Here is an 18,015-nt window from a genome sequence, read left to right as displayed (position 1 = left end):
ACCAGTCAGGAGACATGTCATGATACTGTATCACAGCCCCTATTCCCGCTCCTCCACGATGATCACCCTGCTGAAGGAGCTGGGCGCGCCGGCCGAAGCTCAGGTTGAGGTCAAGATCGTCAGCATCCGGCGCAGTGATGGCACCGGGCAGCCCGACCCGTCCAATCCCCATCCCGAAGGCAAGGTCCCCTATCTTGTGAACGGCGCGGATCACGTGCGCGAACGCGGCGCGATCACCACCTATCTTTGCGAAGCCTTCCCGCAAGCGGGGTTCGCGCCAATGCCCGGAGATCCCAAGCGCGGTCAGTTCCTGAGCTGGATGGCTTATTATCAGGGCGTGATGGAGCCTGTGCTCGTGGCGCAGTTTTGCGAGATTGACCACCCGGCGTATTATGCAACCTTCCGCGGGTTGCCCGAGATCTGCGCGACGATCCGGGCGGCGCTTGAGGGGCAGGACTATCTGCTGGGCGACAAATATTCCGCCGCCGATCTGCTGATTGCCTCGCCGTTCCTGTTCTTCACCGATCTCGTTCCCGATGATCCGGTCGTGGCCGGTTGGATCGCGCGCTGCGGTGCGCGGCCTGCCGTGAAGGCGACCGCGCAGGCCGATCAGGCAGAGCTGGCGGCAATGACGTGACGTAGCGATGGCTTGCGGGAACTAAACCCGAAGGTCTATGGTTTCCCCCCGGGAATGTTTCGCCGGAACGTGGGGGACCAATGGCTGACACAACGCAGATCCACCGTGGACGCAAATTCGATCAAGTGCTGGCTGGCGCGCGCGATGTTTTTCTGCGCGACGGCTACGATGGCGCTGCGGTGGATGACATTGCCAAGGAGGCGGGGGTGTCGAAAGCCACGCTCTACAGCTACTTCCCCGACAAACGGCTGATGTTTCTCGAAGTGGCCCGGACAGAGTGCAAGAAGCAGGCCGAGCAGGCGATCGCGTCGATTGATCTGTCTCAGCCGCCCGAGATCGTGCTCACGCTGGCGGCGCGCCAGTTTATCAAATTCATGACCTCAGAGCTGGGCCGGGGGATCTACCGGCTCTGCGTGGCCGAGGGAGAGCGCTTTCCCGAGTTGGGGCGGGCGTTTTATCTCTCGGGGCCGGTGCTCGTGCATGAAACGCTCAAGGGCTATTTTGAGCAATCGATCGCGCGCGGTGAGTTGGAAATCGACGATACCGATCTTGCCGCCTATCTCTTTGCCGAGCTGTGCAAGGCCGAGCTGCATTCCAAGCTTGTTTTTGGCGTGTGCGAGCATCCCGAGACCCACGATGCCGAGCGTGTCGTTCGCGGTGCCGTCGAGATGTTTCTCGCGCGCTACGGCGTGAAGGGCTAACGCCCCTCGCCGCCGCGCCGTGCGTGGACCTGCCGGGGGATTTCTCCCGCTCGGGTCAGGCCAGATCGCGCACCATCCACTGGTTGCCCTCGCCGCGCTGCAACTCGAAGCGCGCGGTTTTCATCAGCAGATCCGACAGTTTCGTGCTGCCATAGGTCCGGGTGTCGAAATCGGGATTGGCCTGCGTAATGAACTGGCCAAGCTGACCCAGGCTGAACCATTCCTCCTCAAGCCCGATGGCCTTCATCGCATTGACGATGACGGGGATCGCGGCCGAGGGGGGTTGCTTGCCGCTTGCGCTCTTGGCGGGCATCTCGCGGGCGCCCTCTGAGCCTTGATCCGCGCCGCTGTCGCGCCCGCTGGGTTTTGCAGCCGGGGTCGGGTCCGAGCCGAGGTTCTCGACATAGATGAACCGTTTGCAGGCTTTGCGGAAGGCTTCGGGCGTCTTTTGCTCGCCGATGCCATAGACATCGAGGCCCTGTTCGCGAATGCGCGCGGCCAGCCGGGTGAAGTCGCTGTCGGAGGAGACCAGCACGAACCCGTCGAACAGGTTGGAATGCAGGAAATCCATCGCCGCGATGACAAGGCCGATATCGGAGGCATTCTTGCCCTTGGTGTTGGAAAACTGCTGATCGGCCACGAGGCCCAGCTCGGCCACGCGCTTGGCCCAGCCCGCGAGACGTTGCGCGGACCAATCGCCATAGATCCGGCGGACCGAGGCTTCGCCCAGTCCGGCAATCTCTTCGAAGATCGCCTCGGCATAGCCTGCGGGGACATTGTCGGCGTCAATCAGCACGCATAGGCGCGGGGCGCGGGTGGCGGTGCCCGGATGGGGCATCTCTGGCATGTCGGGCATAGGAACTCCTGTTCTCGTAATCACGGATCGGAAAGGGGCGGGACGCGGCGGCGTCCTCATCGTCCCTCAGGGCCGTCATAGGCGCGCTCGACGCAGGCCACGCGCAGAACGTAATGGTGATACCAGCGGTCGCGGCCAAGCCGCTGTGCCAGCAGATGGCGGGCCTCTTGCTTCCAGCCAGACACGGCCTCGGCGTCGCGCCAGTAGCTCACCGTGATGCCAAACCCGTCGGCATCGCGGCTGCTCTCATGGCCCAGATATCCGGGCTGGCGGGCGGCACGCTGGGCCATCTCTTCGGCCATTGCGTCATAGCCATCCTCGGGTGCCCCGTCGCGGCGCAGCGAGGTGAAGATCACCGCGTGATAGGGGGGCGCGAGGTGGGGTGCGAAACGGCTCATAGAGGCGTGTCTAACACTGGCTGCTGTCTTGGGCCATTGCGATTGCGCTGTTGGCTATGAAAACGCCCCCTCGCGGCGGAGGGGGCGTTCCTATCGTTCATGCAGAAAGGCGCAGGGCTTAGAGGTGGAAGTCCTTGCCCTTATGCGGCGCCCAGAGCTTCTTGTTGGTCAGGTAGAGCAGCGCGCTGAACACAGCCAGCAGCAGCACCGCGACAAAGCCCCAGCGCTTGCGCGGCATCAGCTTGGGTTCGGCGGTCCACATCAGGAAGGCGGAGACGTCCTGCGCCATCTGCTCGACCGAGGCGGGGGTGCCGTCCTCGTATTCGATCAGATCCTCGGAGAGCGGCGGAGGCATTGCGATCCAGCCGCCCGGGAAGGTGTGGTTCTCATAGAAGATCGAGCCCGCCTCTTCCTTGTCCTCGCCGGTATAGCCGGTGAGCACCGAGTAGATATATTCCGGCCCGCCGATCCCGTGGATCAACTGGTTGATGCCCAGCCCGTAGGGGCCGTGAAAGCCCGCGCGTGCCTTGGCCATCAGCGACAGGTCGGGGCCCATGCCGATGCCCGTGACCGTCGGGAAATGGTCGGTCTCCTTGCCCGGGCGCTCTTCGCCGGTTTCCTTGTCGATCACGTCATGGGTCGCGGCAAAGGCGCGAACCCAATCGGGGTTCATGCCCAGACCGTCCGCATCGGCGAGCGTCCGATAGGCCACGAATTTCAACCCGTGACAGGCCGAGCAGACCTCGCGGTAGACCTGAAACCCGCGGCGAAGCTGCTGCTGGTCATAGGTGCCAAACGGACCTTCAAAGGAAAAGTCTATGTTCTCGACATGGCTTTCGCCGCCTGCGGCCTGCGCCGGGGTGGCCGCAATCGCGCCCGCCCCGATGACCAGTGCCGAGATGGCAGAGATCAGAAGATGTTTCATAGTGATGCGTCCCTCTCCCTGACTCACTCAGCCGGAGTTTTGTTGATGCCGTAATGGTGGTTGAAATCGTCTTCGATCGTGGCCGGCGGCGTCTCGGGTTTCTCGATAAGACCGAGCAGCGGCAGGATGACCAGGAAATAGACGAACCAGTAGGTCGCACCAATCAGCGAGATGTAGGGATAGATCCCGTCGGTCGGCATCGCGCCCACCCACATCAGGACCACGAAGTCGATGGCCAGAAGCCAGAACCACCACTTGAACAACGGACGGTAGCTGCCCGAACGGACCTTGGACGTATCGAGCCAAGGGGCCAGCGCCATCACGATGATCGCGCCGAACATCGCGAGCACGCCGAAGAACTTGGCGTCGACGATGCCGAAGGTGATCCAATGCACGAACATCACGATCCAGACGTCCGAGGTGAAGGCGCGCAGGATCGCGTAGAAGGGCAGGAAGTACCATTCGGGCACGATATGCGCAGGCGTCGCCAGCGGGTTGGCCTCGATATAGTTGTCCGGGTGCCCGAGGAAGTTCGGCATGAAGCCCACAACGGCGGCAAAGATCAGCAACACAAGAGCGAGCGCGAAGAGATCCTTGATCACGAAATAGGGCCAGAAGGGAAGGGTGTCTTTCTCGACTTCCGCCTTGGAGCCAGTACGCACCGGCACACCGGTCGGGTTGTTGTTGCCCGTGGTGTGGAAAGCCCAAATATGCACCATGACCAGCGCTGCGATCACGAAAGGCAGCAGGTAATGCAGCGAGAAGAAGCGGTTCAGCGTGGCATTGTCCACCGCCGGTCCGCCCAGAAGCCAGGCTTGGATGCTCGGGCCGATGCCGGGGATCGCGCCAAACAGGCCGGTGATCACGGTTGCGCCCCAGAACGACATCTGACCCCAGGGGAGCACGTAACCCATGAAGGCCGTGCCCATCATGCACAGGTAGATGATCATCCCGATGATCCAGGTGATCTCGCGCGGGGCCTTGTAGGAGCCGTAGAAGAGACCGCGGAAGATGTGGATATAGACCGCGAAGAAGAACAGCGATGCGCCGTTGGCGTGGATGTAGCGCAGCATGTAGCCGCCATTCACGTCGCGCATGATGTGCTCGACGCTGGCGAAGGCCAGATCGACATGCGGGGTGTAATGCATCACCAGCACGATGCCTGTGACGATCTGAAGCACAAGGCAGAAGGCAAGCACGATGCCCCAGATCCACCACCAGTTCAGGTTTTTCGGCGTGGGGATCATGATCGTGTCGTAGATCAGCCCAATGATGGGAAGGCGCGAATGCACCCATTTTTCGATGCCCGTCTTGGGCTCGTAATGGTCGTGGGGAATGCCCGACATGATGGTCTCCTCAGCCCAGCAGGATCGTGGAATCGTCGGTGAACTGCGCCACCGGGATGTCGAGGTTGCGCGGGGCCGGGCCCTTGCGGATGCGACCTGCCGAGTCGTAATGCGACCCGTGGCAGGGGCAGAACCAGCCGCCGAAATCTCCCGACATGTTGCCGATCGGAACGCAGCCCAGATGGGTGCAGACCCCGATCATCACGAGCCATTCACCCGCTTCGTCAAGGGTGCGGTTCTGGTCGGTGGCCTCAGCGCCGGGCTTGTTGGCGTTCTCGGCGCTGGTATCGACCAGATCGGACATCGGCACGGCGCGGGCCATCTCGATTTCCTCGGCGCTGCGGCGACGGATGAACACGGGCTTGCCGCGCCATTTCACCGTGAGCTGCGTCCCGGTATCGACCCCCGATACGTCGACATAGATCGACGACAGGGCCTTGACGTCCGCCGATGCGTTCATCTGATTGATCAGCGGCCATACGGCCGCGCCAGCCACGACGGCACCGGTTCCGGCGGTCGCATAATAGAGGAAGTCCCTCCGAGTGCCTGCGTTCTTTTCTGCGTTGGACACGTTGTCTCTCCTTCCGGGGTCGATGCCGATCGACCGATAGTGACGTGCCGGGGCGCAGTTGTGCTGCGCCCGAACATGCCAGCTCTCATAGCAATCACGGTTTTGTCAGTCCAGAACGCATTCACTCGTGAGGCGCGCGAATTGTCGCTATGCAACAACAATCATGCGCCATACCTGACCATGGACAGTCGAATTCTTTCGAATTTCTCGGGGTTTGCAAGCCTGTCCCGACGTAAAAAACTCACGTTCCGAATCAATTTCGTGAGTATTCGTGAGCTTGCGTGAGCCCGCGCGCCTCAATCGGGGGCCAGCATATAGCCAAGGCCGCGCACCGTTTGCAGATAGCGCGGCTCACGCGGGTCGCTTTCGATCTTGCGGCGCAGCCGGGTGATCTGGACGTCAATGGCGCGGTCGCCGCCGCCCTCGTCGCTCACCGCGCGGTCACGGCCCAGCTCTTCGATCAACTCGGAGCGCGAGACCACATCGCCTGCATGGCTGGCAAAGATCTTCATCAATTGCACTTCCGTTGCGGTCAGCCGCACCGGCGTCTCCCCGTTCCACAGCTCGCCCCGGTCCTGATCGTAGCGCAACGCGCCCAGCGAGATGAATTTCGGGCCGGTCTCTGCCGCGCGTGGCACCCGGCGCAAGATCGCATTGATCCGCAGCAGCAGCTCCTTGGGCTCAAAGGGCTTGGCCAGATAGTCATCGGCCCCCGCCTCCAGCCCCTCGATCCGTTCGCGCGTGTCGCCGCGCGCCGTCAGCAGCAAGATCGGCGTCGAGAGCGTCTTGCGCAGATCGCGAGTCAGACTCAGCCCGTCCTCACCCGGCATCATCACATCCATCACGATCAGATTGAAATCCAGCCCGGCCAGCAACCTGCGGGCATGGGCGGCATCGCGCGCGGCGGTCACGAGGAACTCATTGCGCTGCAAAAAGCCCTTGAGCAGGGTGCGGATGCGCTCGTCATCATCGATGATCAGCAGGTGGGGGGCGGCTTGATGGGGCATTACTCGTCCTTCATCTGCTGGTAGAGGCGCTGCAAGTCAGGGCCCATCATCGCCTCGAGCACCTGCCGGAACCCGGCCACCGCCTGCGGTCCGGCGGTGCGATAGGCTGAGCGCATGCGGCCACGTTGCGCCTCGGACAGGCTGCGTTCAAGCACCGCGCCCGCATCCGTGAGATACAGCTGGCGCTCGCGCTTGTCGCGCCGTCCGACGCGGCTTTCCACAAGACCGTCTTCAATCAAAGTGCGCAAGACCCGGTTGAGCGATTGCTTGGTTACCCCCAGCACCGCGAGCAGCGTCGTCACCGTCAGGCCCGACTGGCGGTTGATGAAATGCAAAGCCCGGTGATGCGCGCGGCCATAGCCATATTCTTCGAGCAACCGATCCGGATCTGCGGTGAAAGCCCTATAGGCGAAGAACATTGCCTCAATCCCGCGCCGCAATTGCTCATCGGTGAGAAACAGCAAGGTTTCGCCACCCGGACTTCCGTTCTCTGCCATAGTTCCCTCTCTCTTTTCCGTGACTTTAAGTCAGTCTTGTTGACTATCCAAGACTCAACTGGTACCGAACGGCAGTTTGTACGCAAGAATATGTCCGCTTCGGACGTTTATTGCGCAACTTTCGTAAAACGGTGCTATGCCAAGGAGGGTAAAATGGCCGGGGCTTATGATGATCGCGACGGCAAGATCTGGTTGGACGGGAAGCTCGTGGAGTGGCGCGATGCCAATGTCCATATTCTGACCCATGCATTGCATTACGCCTCTTCGGTATTCGAAGGTGAGCGCTGCTACAACGGGACGATCTTCAAATCGAAACTGCATTCCGAGCGGCTGCGCAGATCTGCCAACCTGCTCGATTTCGAAATCCCCTATTCGGTCGAGCAGATCGAAGAGGCGAAATACGCAATGCTCAAAGCCAATAACTGGACCGATGCCTATGTGCGTGCGGTTGCTTGGCGTGGTGCGGGCGATGACATGGGCGTCTCGGCGCGCCGCAACCCGGTGCGTCTGGCTGTGGCTGGCTGGGAATGGGGCAATTATTACGGCGATGCGAAGATGCAGGGTGCCAAGCTCGACATCGCGAAATGGCGTCGCCCCGATCCGCGTACGATCCCGGTCGAGGCCAAGGCGGCAGGGCTCTACATGATCTGCACCATGTCCAAGCATGCCGCTGAGGACAAAGGCTATTCCGACGCGCTGTTCCTCGATTGGCGCGGCTATGTGGCCGAAGCCACGGGGGCCAACATCTTCTTTGTCAAAGACGGTGAAGTGCATACGCCCAAGGCCGATTGCTTCCTCAACGGGATCACCCGCCAGACCGTGATCGAGCTGCTGCAGCAAAAGGGCATCACCGTGCATGAGCGCCGGATCGAGCCCACGGAGCTTGCCGATTTCGAGCAATGCTGGCTGACCGGAACGGCGGCCGAAGTGACTCCGGTCTCCGAGATCGGCGGCTTCCGCTTCGAGGTCGGCGCGCTCGCCCGTGACATCGCGGAGACCTATGAGAAGCTCGTGCGCAGCTAAACGCGGCACATCTCGACATGAACATGAAGAAGGGCGCGCCACTGGCGCGCCCTTTTGCGGTCCGTGCAGCCCGGCATCTGTGCGCGCCGGGAGGTCCGGGGTCAGGCCGTCTCGTTGCGCTCGATGCGCAGATATTGCGTGACCCGGCTCAGCGATTCTCCATGCGAGCGCTTGTTGAGCGCGCGCAGATTGGGGTGAATCCCCTCGCGGCGCTGCAATTCGACAAAGCGCTTCACGCGCGGCCCTTCGGCGGCCTGCTTCGACGTGTCGATGATGTGACGTGACATCGGATGTCCTCCTCTCATCTAATGAATGACATCAGTATAGCAGATGGGGCGGCGTTTGGCTTGTCATAGATCGTATCGCGCTGCTACCGGGCCAAATCTCGCGCACCGGGCTGCGGGCAAGCGCTGCCTCAGCTTTGCGGCGAACTGGCTCTGCGGGCCCGTGCGCGCCGCAGGCCCAGTTGGCGCTCGCGCAGGATGATCGTGATACCCGCCACGATGATCAGCGCGGCACCGGCGAGCGTGGCGGAGGTCGGGATTTCCCCAAACACCGCATAGCCCAGCACCAGCGCCATCAGCATCGAGGCGTAGTCGAAGGGCGCGATCAAAGAGGCATCGGCAAAGCGATAGGCCGAGGTGATCAAGATCTGACCGGTCCCTCCGATCAGACCTGCGAGAATCAGCAGGCTCGCCTCACGCGGACTGGGCATCACCCAGCCAAAGGGCAGGGTGAAGAGCGACAGCACGGTCGCGGTCAGCGAAAACCAAAACACGATGGCCGCGGTGCGCTCGGTCGCGACCATGCGCCGGATCTGCACCTGTGCCAGCGCCGCGCAGGTGGCCCCCGCCAGCGCCAGTGCCGCGCCAAAGGCCTCTGCGCCTGCCGCAGGTCCGACCCCGCCCAGTCGTGGCCAGAGCACGATCAGCACCCCGGAAAGCCCCAGCGCCACCGCTGAGATGCGAAACAGCCCGACCACCTCACCCAAGAGAAACGCCGCGAAGACGACGGTGAGCAGCGGTGCTGCATAGCCAAGGGCCGTGGCTTCGGGCAGCGGCAGATAGGCCAAAGCGGCAAAGCTCAGCCCCATCGCGGTGGTGCCGATCCCTCCGCGCAGCACATGGTTGAGCGGGTTGGCGACCCGAAATCCGCCACGCAGCTCATGGCGCCAGAGCAGCCAGACGAGGATCGGAAGCATCCCGAAGGCCGAGCGGAAAAACACCGCCTCGCCGGCGGGGATCGTGTCGGACACCGCTTTGATCATCGTTTGCATCACGATGAAACCTGTCACGGTGCCAAGCTTCAATGCGATGGCGAGAAACGGCGCGGATGTGGAGGGGGCCGGAGAAGTCATGTGCAAGTCTTACCACGTGCCTGCCCGGATACCAGATAGGGCGCCTTGTTTCTCAGCCCGGCTCTGCCCCCAGCCGCGCCAATGCCCAGCGGGCGGCTTCGGCCACCACCGGATCGGGATCGGACAGGTGCGGGCGCGCGGCCTCCGCCAGCGCGCGATCCTGCGAATTGCCGATCGCATAAAGGACGTTGCGCAAGAACCGCTCGCGCCCGATCCGCTTGATCGGAGAGCCTGCAAACCGCGCCCGAAACCCCGCATCATCCAGTGCGGCCAGCTCCGCCAAAGGCGGCGCGCCAACCCCGCCGTGATAGCGCGCCTCGCGGGCGGTGGCTGCGAATTTGTTCCACGGGCAGATCGCAAGACAATCGTCGCAGCCATAGATCCGGTTGCCCATCTTGGCGCGCAATTCCTCGGGGACCGGGCCCTTATGCTCAATCGTGAGATACGAGATACAGCGCCGCGCATCGAGCTGAAACGGCGCGGGGAAGGCCTGCGTCGGGCAGATATCGAGGCAGGCGGTGCAGCGCCCGCAATGCTCACGCTCGGGCGCATCGGGGGCCAGCTCCACCGTTGTGAAAATCGCGCCGAGGAAAAACCAGTTGCCCAAATCGCGCGCCAGAAGATTGGTATGCTTGCCCTGCCAGCCGAGACCCGCCGCCTGCGCGAGGGGCTTTTCCATCACAGGTGCCGTGTCGACAAAGACCTTGATCTCGCCTTCGGGCGCCTGTTCGAGCAACCAGCGCCCGACCCGCTTGAGGCGCTTCTTGACCAGATCATGATAATCGCGCCCCTGCGCATAGGCCGACACCACGCCGCGATCGCGCTCCTGCAAAAGGTCGAGCGGATCGTAATCGGGGCTGTAGCTTTCGGCCAGCATCAGCACGGATTTCGCCTCGGGCCAAAGCGCATCGGGCGCACCACGCCAGCCCATCCGCTCGGCCATCCAGCCCATCTGCCCGTGCAGGCCCGCCTCCACGAAAGCCTCAAGCCGCCCGGCGGCCTGCGGGATCGCATCGGGGGTCGTCACGCGCGCCTTGGAGAACCCCTCCTCCAGCGCCTGTGCGATCAGTCGTGATTTCAAATCCGTCACCGGGCTTCCTCTTGACGAAAATATCCCGGGGGAGTCTGACAAACTCGAAAGGGTTTGTCAGGCGGGGGCAGCGCCCCCGGCGCCGCTAGAGCTCAGAAATCCAGCTCGGCATATTGCGGCGCGGGCGGCATGCCCGAGAGCTGATCGGCCAGCAGCGAGCGGAAGGCCGGGCGCGACTTGATCTTGGCATACCAGTCCTTCACGGCCTCCGAGCGGTTCCAGTCCACATCCGAGATGTAATCGAGACAGCTCAGATGGGCGGCGGCGGCGAAATCGGCCAGCGTCATCACATCGCCCGCAAGCCAGCGCCGCTGCTCAAGCAAAGCGCCCATATAATCGAGGTGGAACTTGGTCGCAGCCAAACCCGCCTTGATCGTCTTGCTGTCGGGATAGCCTTCCTTGCGGACCTTCTTCCAGACCCGCTCGCCCATCACTTTCGCGGTGACCTCGGCGTTGAACTTGTCGTCGAACCAGGCGCAGAGGCGGCGGACCTCGTAGCGGGCGGCGGCATCGCGCGGGATCAGCGGGGCGTCCGGGTAGCGCTCATCGATATATTCGCAGATCGCCTGACTTTCGGCCATCATCATGCCGTCCATCTTGAGCACGGGCACTTTCCCGGCGGGGTTGCGGCGCAGGAAATCGGGCTGCTGTTCCCAGTAGCGCTCTTCGACCAGCTCCACCTCGAGCTTCTTCTCGGCCAGCACCAGCCGCACTTTGCGGCAAAACGGGGAGAGGGCAACATGGTAGAGGCGGATCATCTGTCGGGCGCTCACATCTCAATTGGGAATGGCCCTGTGATAACGGGGCCGCCGCGCGGGTTCAATGGGGGCCATGGCCGCTCAGCGGGCGCGCGCCACACGATGCCGCGCGCGGATCGCTATGGCGAGTGCCTCCGGCGGGGATATTTAGATCAGGGGAAGGAGGGGGCGGGACGCCGAGACAGGCTCGCGATGCGTGCGATGCTTCGCTTAGAACGCCTTGCGGGCGCGCAGCGCGGCTTGGATCGTGCCATCGTCGAGATAGTCCAGCTCACCGCCAATTGGCACGCCTTGGGCCAGCGAGGTCACAGAGACACCCATCGGCTCCAGCGCCTCGGCGATGTAATGGGCTGTGGTCTGGCCCTCGACGGTCGCGTTGAGCGCCAAGATCACCTCGCCGATCCCTTCGCTTTCGACCCGGGTCAGCAGATCAGGGATGCGCAGCGTCTCGGGGCCGATGGCATCCAGCGCGCTCAGCGTGCCGCCGAGCACATGGTAGCGGCCCTTGAAGGCGTGGCCGCGCTCCATCGCCCAGAGATCAGCCACATCCTCGATCACGCAGATCTCGCCCGTGGCGCGCTTTGGGTCTTCGCAGATCGCGCAGACCGGCTGGCCCGAGATATTGCCGCAGCGGGCGCATTCGCGGGCGTTGCGCGCGACATCGGCCATCACCTCGGCCAGCGGTGCCATCAGCTGACCGCGCTTGGAGATCAGATGCAGCACCGCGCGCCGGGCAGAGCGCGGGCCCAAGCCCGGCAGCCGCGCCATCAGCGCGATCAGCCCCTCGATGTCATCGCGGCCCTGCGTCATCTCAGACCGGAAGGTCCATGTTCTCGGGCAGGCCCATTTCGCGCAGCAGGCGCTTTTGCTCATCGGCCTGACGATCCTTGGCCTTGGCCTGCGTGTCCTTGATCGCAGCGAGGATCAGATCCTCGACGACTTCCTTTTCCGAGGCTTGCAGGATCGAGGGGTCAATCGACAAGCCGGTCAGCTCGCCCTTGGCCGTGGCGCGCGCCTGCACAAGCCCTGCGCCCGCCTCGCCGGTCACGACGATGGAGTCGAGTTCGGCCTGAAGCTGGCCCATCTTTTCCTGCATATCCTTGGCGGCTTTCATCATCTTGGCCATATCGCCCATGCCGCCCAAACCCTTGAACATCACTTTCTCCCGTGGCTGTGTGTTGCCCTCAGACATACGCATGGCACCGCGGGCCGACAAGTGGCGGCTCACGGTTCTGGCCAGATCCGCCGGGCGATTGTCTTGACGTGTGACGCGCCTATCGCGGGGCGCGTCGCTTCGGTGCAGATCGCGCTGGCGGACCGGCTCAGCCGTCCTCAAAGGGATCCCATTCGTCCTCGACCTCGGGCAGGGCTTCGGTGGCGATCTCGGCCTCAAGAGCTGCGGCATCGGTGATCTCGGCGAATTCGGCCTGCGGGAAGGCGTCGAAGATCGCGGCGACAAGCGGGTTTTCCATCGCGGCGGCCTTGGCTTTTTCCAGCTCGGCGGCTTTCACCTCGGCGATGGTGGCGGCCCCGCCTTCGGAGACGACCGACACCCCCCAGCGCGCGCCCGTCCAGCCCTGAAGCCGGGCTGAGAGCGTGGCTGCGAGATCGCGAGAGGCGCGCTCCGTGGGCTGAAATTCGATCCGGCCGGGGCGGTAGCTCACAAGGCGCAGATTGGACTCGACCTCAAGCAGCAGGGTCATGTCGCGCATCCGGGCGATCAGCTCGACCACATCGTCAAAGCTCGCAAAGCGCGCCAGCGCGTCGGGCTGGGGCTCATATGCGGGCGCGGCGGAGGCGGTCGCAACGGTGCCACCACCGGCGGCAAGTCGGCGCGCGCGCAGGGTCGCGCCATGGACCGGGCCGGTCGAGGGGGCGGGGCCGCGCCCTGCGGCCTGCGTGTTGGCCTCGGGGCCGGCTTGGATCTTGCGGATCAGCGTGTCGGGATCGGGCAGGTCCGACACATGCGTCATGCGGATCAGCGCCATTTCAGTGGCCATCATCGCATTGGGTGCGCCCGAGACCTCTTCGATGGATTTGAGCAGCATCTGCCAGAGCCGCGAGAGCACCCGCATCGGGATCGCGCCCGCCATTTCCTGCCCGCGCCTGCGCTCATCCGGCGGCACGGTCGGATCTTCGGCGGCTTCGGGCGTGACCTTGATCACCGAGACCCAGTGGGTGATCTCGGCCAGATCGCGCAGGATCGCCATCGGATCGGCGCCATCGGCATATTGGGCGGCCAGCTCGGTCAGCGCCTCTGCGGCCTGACCGTGCAAGATCATGTCAAAGAGATCGAGCACCCGCCCGCGATCGGCCAGCCCCAGCATCGCGCGGACCTGCTCGGCGGTGGTCTCGCCCGCGCCATGGGCAATCGCCTGATCGAGCAGCGAGGTCGCATCACGCGCCGAGCCTTCGGCGGCCCGGGTGATCAGCGCCACCGCATCCTCCGCGATCTGGGCGTTTTCCGCCGCAGCGATCTTGTTGATCAAAGCGATCATCACCTCAGGCTCGATCCGGCGCAGATCGAAGCGCTGGCAGCGCGAGAGCACCGTCACCGGAACCTTGCGGATCTCGGTCGTGGCGAAGATGAATTTCACATGGGCGGGCGGTTCCTCAAGCGTCTTGAGCAGCGCGTTGAAGGCGCTGGTCGAGAGCATGTGGACCTCGTCGATGATATAGACTTTGTAGCGCGCCGAGGCCGCCCGGTAATGCACGCTCTCGATGATCTCGCGGATATCGCCGACGCCTGTGCGCGAGGCGGCGTCCATCTCCATCACATCGACATGACGGCCTTCCATGATCGCGCGGCAATGCTCGCACACGCCGCAAGGCTCGGTCGTGGGGGTGCCGTTGCCATCGGGGCCGATGCAGTTGAGCCCCTTTGCGATGATCCGCGCGGTGGTCGTCTTCCCGGTGCCGCGAATCCCCGTCATGATGAAGGCCTGCGCGATCCGGTCGGCGGCAAACGCGTTTTTCAGCGTGCGCACCATCGGTTCCTGGCCCACCAGATCGGCGAATGTCTCGGGGCGGTATTTCCGGGCGAGAACCTGGTAACCGGATTGGGGCGTTTCGGACATGCGGGGGCTGCTCCTGATCTTGCGCGCGCCAGTCTAGTGACGGGGGCGGGCGAGTCAAACCGATCTCACCTCGCCGATCCGGTTAGGCGCGGCCTCGCGGGCCAGAGTGCGCGCCTCGGCGCGGGCAAGCCGGGCGAGAGCGGCCTCTTCGCTGCGGGTCTCAGACAGCGCGCGCGCCCAGATCCGGCGGATCGAGCGGGCCGACCATGGCAGCACTGCGCGCTGCGCCCATGCCCGCGCCGGGGCGGGGAGCCGGTCGAACTCTGCCATCGGGTCGCTGCGGCGGCATGTGCGCCGCAGCGAGCAATCCAGATTGCGCCTCATGCGGCGGCGCCCCAGCGCGGGAACGGATCGGCAAGGCCGCTCCACTGATCAGGCGCAAAGCGGGTCTCGGGGACGAGGCAGGCGGTCAGCCGCGCTTCGATCCGCGCGCGCTCCATCTCGCCCACCATGCCGATGAAGACCAGTTCCTGCCGCCGGTCGCCAAATTCCTGCGCGACGCGGGCGGCCATGCGGGCGCGGGCCTCTTCGGGCCAATGCGCCTCGGGGACGGCGGCCCACCACAGGCCAAGGCCGCGCACCTCGACCATCGCCCCGGCGATGGAGACCTCGCCCGCCCATTCGGGTCGTGTGGCGAGCCAGAAATGCCCCTTGGCGCGGATCACGCCGGGCAGCGGCGCGTCAAGGAAGGCTGCAAGCTTTTCAGGGTCGAAAGGCCGCTCGGCGCGAAACACGAATGAGGTCACGCCGTATTCGTCGGTCTCGGGCGTGTGATCGGCAAAGCCGTAAAGCTCTTGCGCCCATGTCGGGTGACGATGCGCGGCCTCAAAGGAAAACAGCCCCGTCCCAAGGATTTCCGACGCGGGAAGCTCTGCGTAATCGGTTTCGATGATCTTGGCGTCCGCATTGAGCGCGCGCAGGATCGTGCGGGCGGTCTCGCGCGCCTGCGGGCTTGCCGCGCTGATCTTGTTGAGCACGATCACATCGGCAAACTCGATCTGCTCGGTCAGGAGCTGCACCAGCGAGCGCTCATCCTCCGGTCCCAGCTCGACGCCGCGATCGGCAAGGAAGTCCGGCGCACTGAAATCGCGCGTCAGGTTCACCGCATCCACGACCGTCACCATCGTGTCGAGCCGGGCGATGTCGTCCAGCGCGGCCCCGGCCTCGTCGCGGAACTCGAAACTTGCAGCCACTGGCAGAGGCTCGGAGACGCCGGTGGATTCGATCAGCAGATGGTCGAAGCGGCCCTCTTCAGCCAGCCTGCGCACTTCGATCAGCAGATCCTCGCGCAGGGTGCAGCAGATGCAGCCATTGGTCATCTCGACGAGCTTTTCCTCGCCGCGCGTCAGGCTTGCGCCCGCGCGGATCAGATCGGCGTCGATATTCACCTCGGACATGTCATTGACGATGACCGCCACCCGCAGACCCTCACGGTTGGACAGGACATGGTTGAGAAGCGTGGTTTTACCAGCGCCGAGAAAGCCGGACAGCACGGTGACGGGCAGGCGGGTGTCATTGGGGTTGCGGGTCATGGGAGCTCCTGCGATCCTACGTAATGTTATATCATTACATTTAATCGGCAGAAGAATGCAATGCGGCGCAAACGGCTTTAGCGCGCTTGGCAATCACGGCGGCGGGAATGTGGGGGAGGGTGAGAGGCTGGACAGCGACCCAAGCGGGGCTCGTTGCGGCTGCTTCCTTCCGGACCTGACCGGGTTGGCGAGGCGCTCGCCCGCGCCAACCTCTCAAGGGCGCATATAGGGGGCATCGCGCGGATTCGCAACCCATCTGCGCGCCCGGTCTCACGAAGAATTGCACCGCAGGTCTTCCCCGCGCGACGGGCGACCCCATGTTGAGTAAAAGGAAGGAGACCCCCTGATGAAACAGACCCCGTTGATCCCCGTCCTACTGAGCCTTGGCCTTGCAGGCCCGGCGCTGGCCCAGAATGTCGGCGAGGCACCGATAAGTGAGGCGCAGCCCTTCACGCTTGTCCCGCAGGCGACATTGCAAAACCCTTGGGCGATTGCCCCGCTGCCCGATGGCTCCGTGCTGGTCAGCGGCAAGGCGGGCACGATGTGGCATGTGAGCGGGGAGCAGATGCAAGAGCTCTCGGGCGTGCCGGATGTGCAATATAGCGGCCAAAACGGCATGCTCGATGTCGCGGTCGCCCCGGATTTTGAGCGCACGCGGGCAGTCTATTTTACCTATGTCTCGCCGGAAAATGCGCTTGTGCTGGCCCGGGGTACGCTGGGCACGGACAGCCTCGAGGGCATCGAGACGCTTTGGGAGCAGACGCCGGGTGGGCGCGGACAGCCGGGCGGCATCATTGCCTTTGGTCCCGACGGCGCTCTCTATCTGAGCGTGGGCGATCGGATGCAGCCCGATACCGCGCAGGAGCCCGACAATCCGCGCGGCAAGATCCTTCGGTTGACGATGGAGGGCCGCGCCGCGCCGGGCAATCCGCAGGCCGATGCCGGGGGCGTGCGCGCTCAGACATGGAGCGAGGGCCACCGCAACCCTTATGGCCTTGCCTTCGGCCCCGATGGCACGCTGTGGGAGCATGAGATGGGCCCGCGCGGCGGCGATGAGCTGAACCGGATCGAGCCGGGTCAGAATTACGGCTGGAACGCGGTCTCCAACGGGCGGCACTATTCGGGGATGCCGATCCCCGATCACGACACCGCCCCGCAATTCGCGGCTCCCAGCCTGTATTGGACCCCGGTGATCGCACCGGCGGGGCTTGCGTTCTACGACGGTGCGGCCTTTCCCGACTGGCAGGGGCATATGCTGATCGGCGGGTTGGCTGGGCAGGGTCTGGTTCTTGTGGCCGGTGACGGCTCGGACCAGCTGGCGCGTTGGGATCTCGGGATGCGGGTGCGCGATGTCGCGGTTGGGCCACAAGGCGCGGTCTGGATCATCGAAGATTCCGATGAAGCAAAACTGTATCGGCTCGATCCTGCGTAAGAAACGCTTATCCGCCGGTCGCGTGCTGTGTCTGGGGAGTTTGGAGCGGGTAGCGGGAATCGAACCCGCGCGTTCAGCTTGGGAAGCTGACAGGCTACCATTACATCATACCCGCATGGTGCGCGCGAAGAGGTATGCCAGCGCGCGGCTTCGGTCAAGAGGGATCTCAATGCAAAACGCCCGGACGGCGTGAGCCATCCGGGCGCGTCTTGCAGGCCTTGGAAAGGCTTACATTTTCGGCAGCATCACAGTGTTGATCACGTGAACCATGCCGTTCGACTGTTTCACGTCAGCGGTTTCAACCGTCGCAACGTCGCCGCGCGGGTCCTTGATCATGACTTTGCCGTCTTTGACCATCGCGGTGAGGTTACAACCGCCGAGCGTCGGGATGGTCGCCATACCGTTGGCCGAGGATTCGACAGTCTTCATGATGTTTTCCGCCGAGATCACACCTTTAGCGACGTGGCAGGTCAGGATATGCGTGAGCATTTCCTTGTTCTCGGGCTTCACGAGATTGTCGACGGTGCCTGCGGGCAGCTTGTCGAACGCGGCGTTGGTCGGCGCGAAGACGGTGAACGGGCCGGGGCCTGCCAGCGTGTCCACGAGGCCTGCGGCTTTCACGGCAGCCACCAGGGTGGTGAGGTTCGGAGCTGCGGAAGCGTTGGCGGCGATCGGCTTGTTCTCGAACATCTTGGCGCCGCCCACCATCGGGTTCTCAGCGAGCGCGGGGCCCGCGAATGCGAGTGCGGCTGCGGCGAACATCGGGGCTGCAAACTTGCGGAACGTGTTGGTCATAATAAGGTCTCTC

The 18,015-nt window shown here is 63.9% G+C and carries 21 protein-coding genes, 1 tRNA gene and 1 other RNA gene; 4 read left to right on the top strand and 19 right to left on the bottom strand.

Annotated features, from left to right (window positions below; translation table 11 throughout):
• Positions 1–19 precede the first annotated feature (19 nt).
• Both DL1_RS06615 and DL1_RS06610 read left to right on the top strand, forming a co-directional pair.
• The gene (locus tag DL1_RS06615) at positions 20–637 is read left to right on the top strand and encodes a glutathione S-transferase family protein (protein ID WP_038064017.1); all 618 of its coding nucleotides are present in this window, start codon (positions 20–22) and stop codon (positions 635–637) included.
• Positions 638–717: 80 nt separating this feature from the next.
• Entirely contained in the window at positions 718–1,338 is a 621-nt protein-coding gene (locus DL1_RS06610) for a TetR/AcrR family transcriptional regulator (RefSeq protein ID WP_038064015.1), read from the top strand.
• 55 nt (positions 1,339–1,393) lie between these two features.
• Here DL1_RS06610 and DL1_RS06605 read toward each other — a convergent pair whose 3' ends face one another.
• The 7 genes from DL1_RS06605 to DL1_RS06575 form a co-directional block, all read right to left on the bottom strand.
• Entirely contained in the window at positions 1,394–2,194 is an 801-nt protein-coding gene (locus DL1_RS06605) for an NYN domain-containing protein (RefSeq protein WP_245739577.1), read from the bottom strand.
• A gap of 56 nt (positions 2,195–2,250) precedes the next feature.
• Positions 2,251–2,592, bottom strand: a complete 342-nt coding sequence (locus DL1_RS06600) for an antibiotic biosynthesis monooxygenase family protein (protein WP_038064013.1) — start codon at positions 2,590–2,592, stop codon at positions 2,251–2,253.
• 118 nt (positions 2,593–2,710) lie between these two features.
• A complete protein-coding gene (locus DL1_RS06595; RefSeq protein WP_081856269.1) occupies positions 2,711–3,517 on the bottom strand; it encodes a cytochrome c1 in 807 nt (268 codons plus the stop codon).
• A 23-nt stretch (positions 3,518–3,540) separates the two neighbouring features.
• The gene (gene petB / locus DL1_RS06590; RefSeq protein WP_038064012.1) at positions 3,541–4,863 is read right to left on the bottom strand and encodes a cytochrome b; all 1,323 of its coding nucleotides are present in this window, start codon (positions 4,861–4,863) and stop codon (positions 3,541–3,543) included.
• 10 nt (positions 4,864–4,873) lie between these two features.
• The gene (petA, locus tag DL1_RS06585) at positions 4,874–5,434 is read right to left on the bottom strand and encodes a ubiquinol-cytochrome c reductase iron-sulfur subunit (RefSeq protein WP_038064010.1); all 561 of its coding nucleotides are present in this window, start codon (positions 5,432–5,434) and stop codon (positions 4,874–4,876) included.
• Between the two features lie 296 nt (positions 5,435–5,730).
• Positions 5,731–6,441 carry a response regulator gene (locus DL1_RS06580; RefSeq protein WP_038064008.1) on the bottom strand — a complete coding sequence of 237 codons (711 nt, stop codon included), beginning with the start codon at positions 6,439–6,441 and terminating at the stop codon, positions 5,731–5,733.
• Positions 6,441–6,938, bottom strand: a complete 498-nt coding sequence (locus DL1_RS06575; RefSeq protein WP_038064006.1) for a MarR family winged helix-turn-helix transcriptional regulator — start codon at positions 6,936–6,938, stop codon at positions 6,441–6,443. Before DL1_RS06575 ends, DL1_RS06580 begins: the two co-directional genes overlap by 1 nt.
• Before the next feature lie 153 nt (positions 6,939–7,091).
• Here DL1_RS06575 and DL1_RS06570 point away from each other — a divergent pair, with 153 nt between their 5' ends.
• Complete coding sequence (locus tag DL1_RS06570) at positions 7,092–7,961, top strand: branched-chain amino acid aminotransferase (RefSeq protein WP_038064003.1); 870 nt, start codon at positions 7,092–7,094, stop codon at positions 7,959–7,961.
• A 101-nt stretch (positions 7,962–8,062) separates the two neighbouring features.
• On the opposite strand, the gene DL1_RS06565 is transcribed toward DL1_RS06570, so the two are convergent.
• The 10 genes from DL1_RS06565 to ffs form a co-directional block, all read right to left on the bottom strand.
• Positions 8,063–8,248 (bottom strand): hypothetical protein, encoded by a 186-nt coding sequence (locus DL1_RS06565; protein ID WP_038064001.1) that lies wholly within the window; start codon positions 8,246–8,248, stop codon positions 8,063–8,065.
• Positions 8,249–8,376: 128 nt separating this feature from the next.
• A complete protein-coding gene (locus DL1_RS06560) occupies positions 8,377–9,318 on the bottom strand; it encodes a DMT family transporter (protein WP_038064000.1) in 942 nt (313 codons plus the stop codon).
• A 52-nt stretch (positions 9,319–9,370) separates the two neighbouring features.
• A complete protein-coding gene (gene queG, locus DL1_RS06555) occupies positions 9,371–10,408 on the bottom strand; it encodes a tRNA epoxyqueuosine(34) reductase QueG (RefSeq protein ID WP_038063998.1) in 1,038 nt (345 codons plus the stop codon).
• Positions 10,409–10,500: 92 nt separating this feature from the next.
• Entirely contained in the window at positions 10,501–11,166 is a 666-nt protein-coding gene (gene fzlA, locus DL1_RS06550) for an FtsZ-binding protein FzlA (protein ID WP_038063997.1), read from the bottom strand.
• Positions 11,167–11,376: 210 nt separating this feature from the next.
• Positions 11,377–11,976 (bottom strand): recombination mediator RecR, encoded by a 600-nt coding sequence (gene recR, locus DL1_RS06545; RefSeq protein ID WP_038063995.1) that lies wholly within the window; start codon positions 11,974–11,976, stop codon positions 11,377–11,379.
• 1 nt (position 11,977) lies between these two features.
• Positions 11,978–12,322 (bottom strand): YbaB/EbfC family nucleoid-associated protein, encoded by a 345-nt coding sequence (locus tag DL1_RS06540; protein WP_038063993.1) that lies wholly within the window; start codon positions 12,320–12,322, stop codon positions 11,978–11,980.
• A 166-nt stretch (positions 12,323–12,488) separates the two neighbouring features.
• The gene (locus DL1_RS06535) at positions 12,489–14,243 is read right to left on the bottom strand and encodes a DNA polymerase III subunit gamma/tau (protein ID WP_038063991.1); all 1,755 of its coding nucleotides are present in this window, start codon (positions 14,241–14,243) and stop codon (positions 12,489–12,491) included.
• A 54-nt stretch (positions 14,244–14,297) separates the two neighbouring features.
• Positions 14,298–14,567 carry a DUF6525 family protein gene (locus DL1_RS06530; RefSeq protein WP_038063989.1) on the bottom strand — a complete coding sequence of 90 codons (270 nt, stop codon included), beginning with the start codon at positions 14,565–14,567 and terminating at the stop codon, positions 14,298–14,300.
• On the bottom strand, positions 14,564–15,775 hold the full coding sequence (locus DL1_RS06525; protein WP_038063987.1) for a GTP-binding protein: 1,212 nt from the start codon (positions 15,773–15,775) through the stop codon (positions 14,564–14,566). Before DL1_RS06525 ends, DL1_RS06530 begins: the two co-directional genes overlap by 4 nt.
• Before the next feature lie 118 nt (positions 15,776–15,893).
• Positions 15,894–15,990: signal recognition particle sRNA small type (gene ffs / locus DL1_RS21165), an RNA gene on the bottom strand.
• A 131-nt stretch (positions 15,991–16,121) separates the two neighbouring features.
• On the opposite strand from ffs, the gene DL1_RS06520 reads away from it, so the two are divergent.
• Positions 16,122–17,207 (top strand): PQQ-dependent sugar dehydrogenase, encoded by a 1,086-nt coding sequence (locus DL1_RS06520; protein ID WP_038063986.1) that lies wholly within the window; start codon positions 16,122–16,124, stop codon positions 17,205–17,207.
• Between the two features lie 41 nt (positions 17,208–17,248).
• Here the strand turns inward: DL1_RS06520 and DL1_RS06515 are convergent.
• A tRNA-Gly gene (locus DL1_RS06515) sits at positions 17,249–17,322 on the bottom strand.
• A 113-nt stretch (positions 17,323–17,435) separates the two neighbouring features.
• The gene (locus DL1_RS06510) at positions 17,436–18,002 is read right to left on the bottom strand and encodes a fasciclin domain-containing protein (RefSeq protein WP_038063983.1); all 567 of its coding nucleotides are present in this window, start codon (positions 18,000–18,002) and stop codon (positions 17,436–17,438) included.
• Positions 18,003–18,015: the final 13 nt, after the last annotated feature.

Source organism: Thioclava dalianensis, assembly GCF_000715505.1.
Taxonomy (GTDB): domain Bacteria; phylum Pseudomonadota; class Alphaproteobacteria; order Rhodobacterales; family Rhodobacteraceae; genus Thioclava; species Thioclava dalianensis.
The sequence above is the reverse complement of the archived record's forward strand: the minus strand, read 5'-3'. Positions and strand labels throughout refer to the sequence as shown.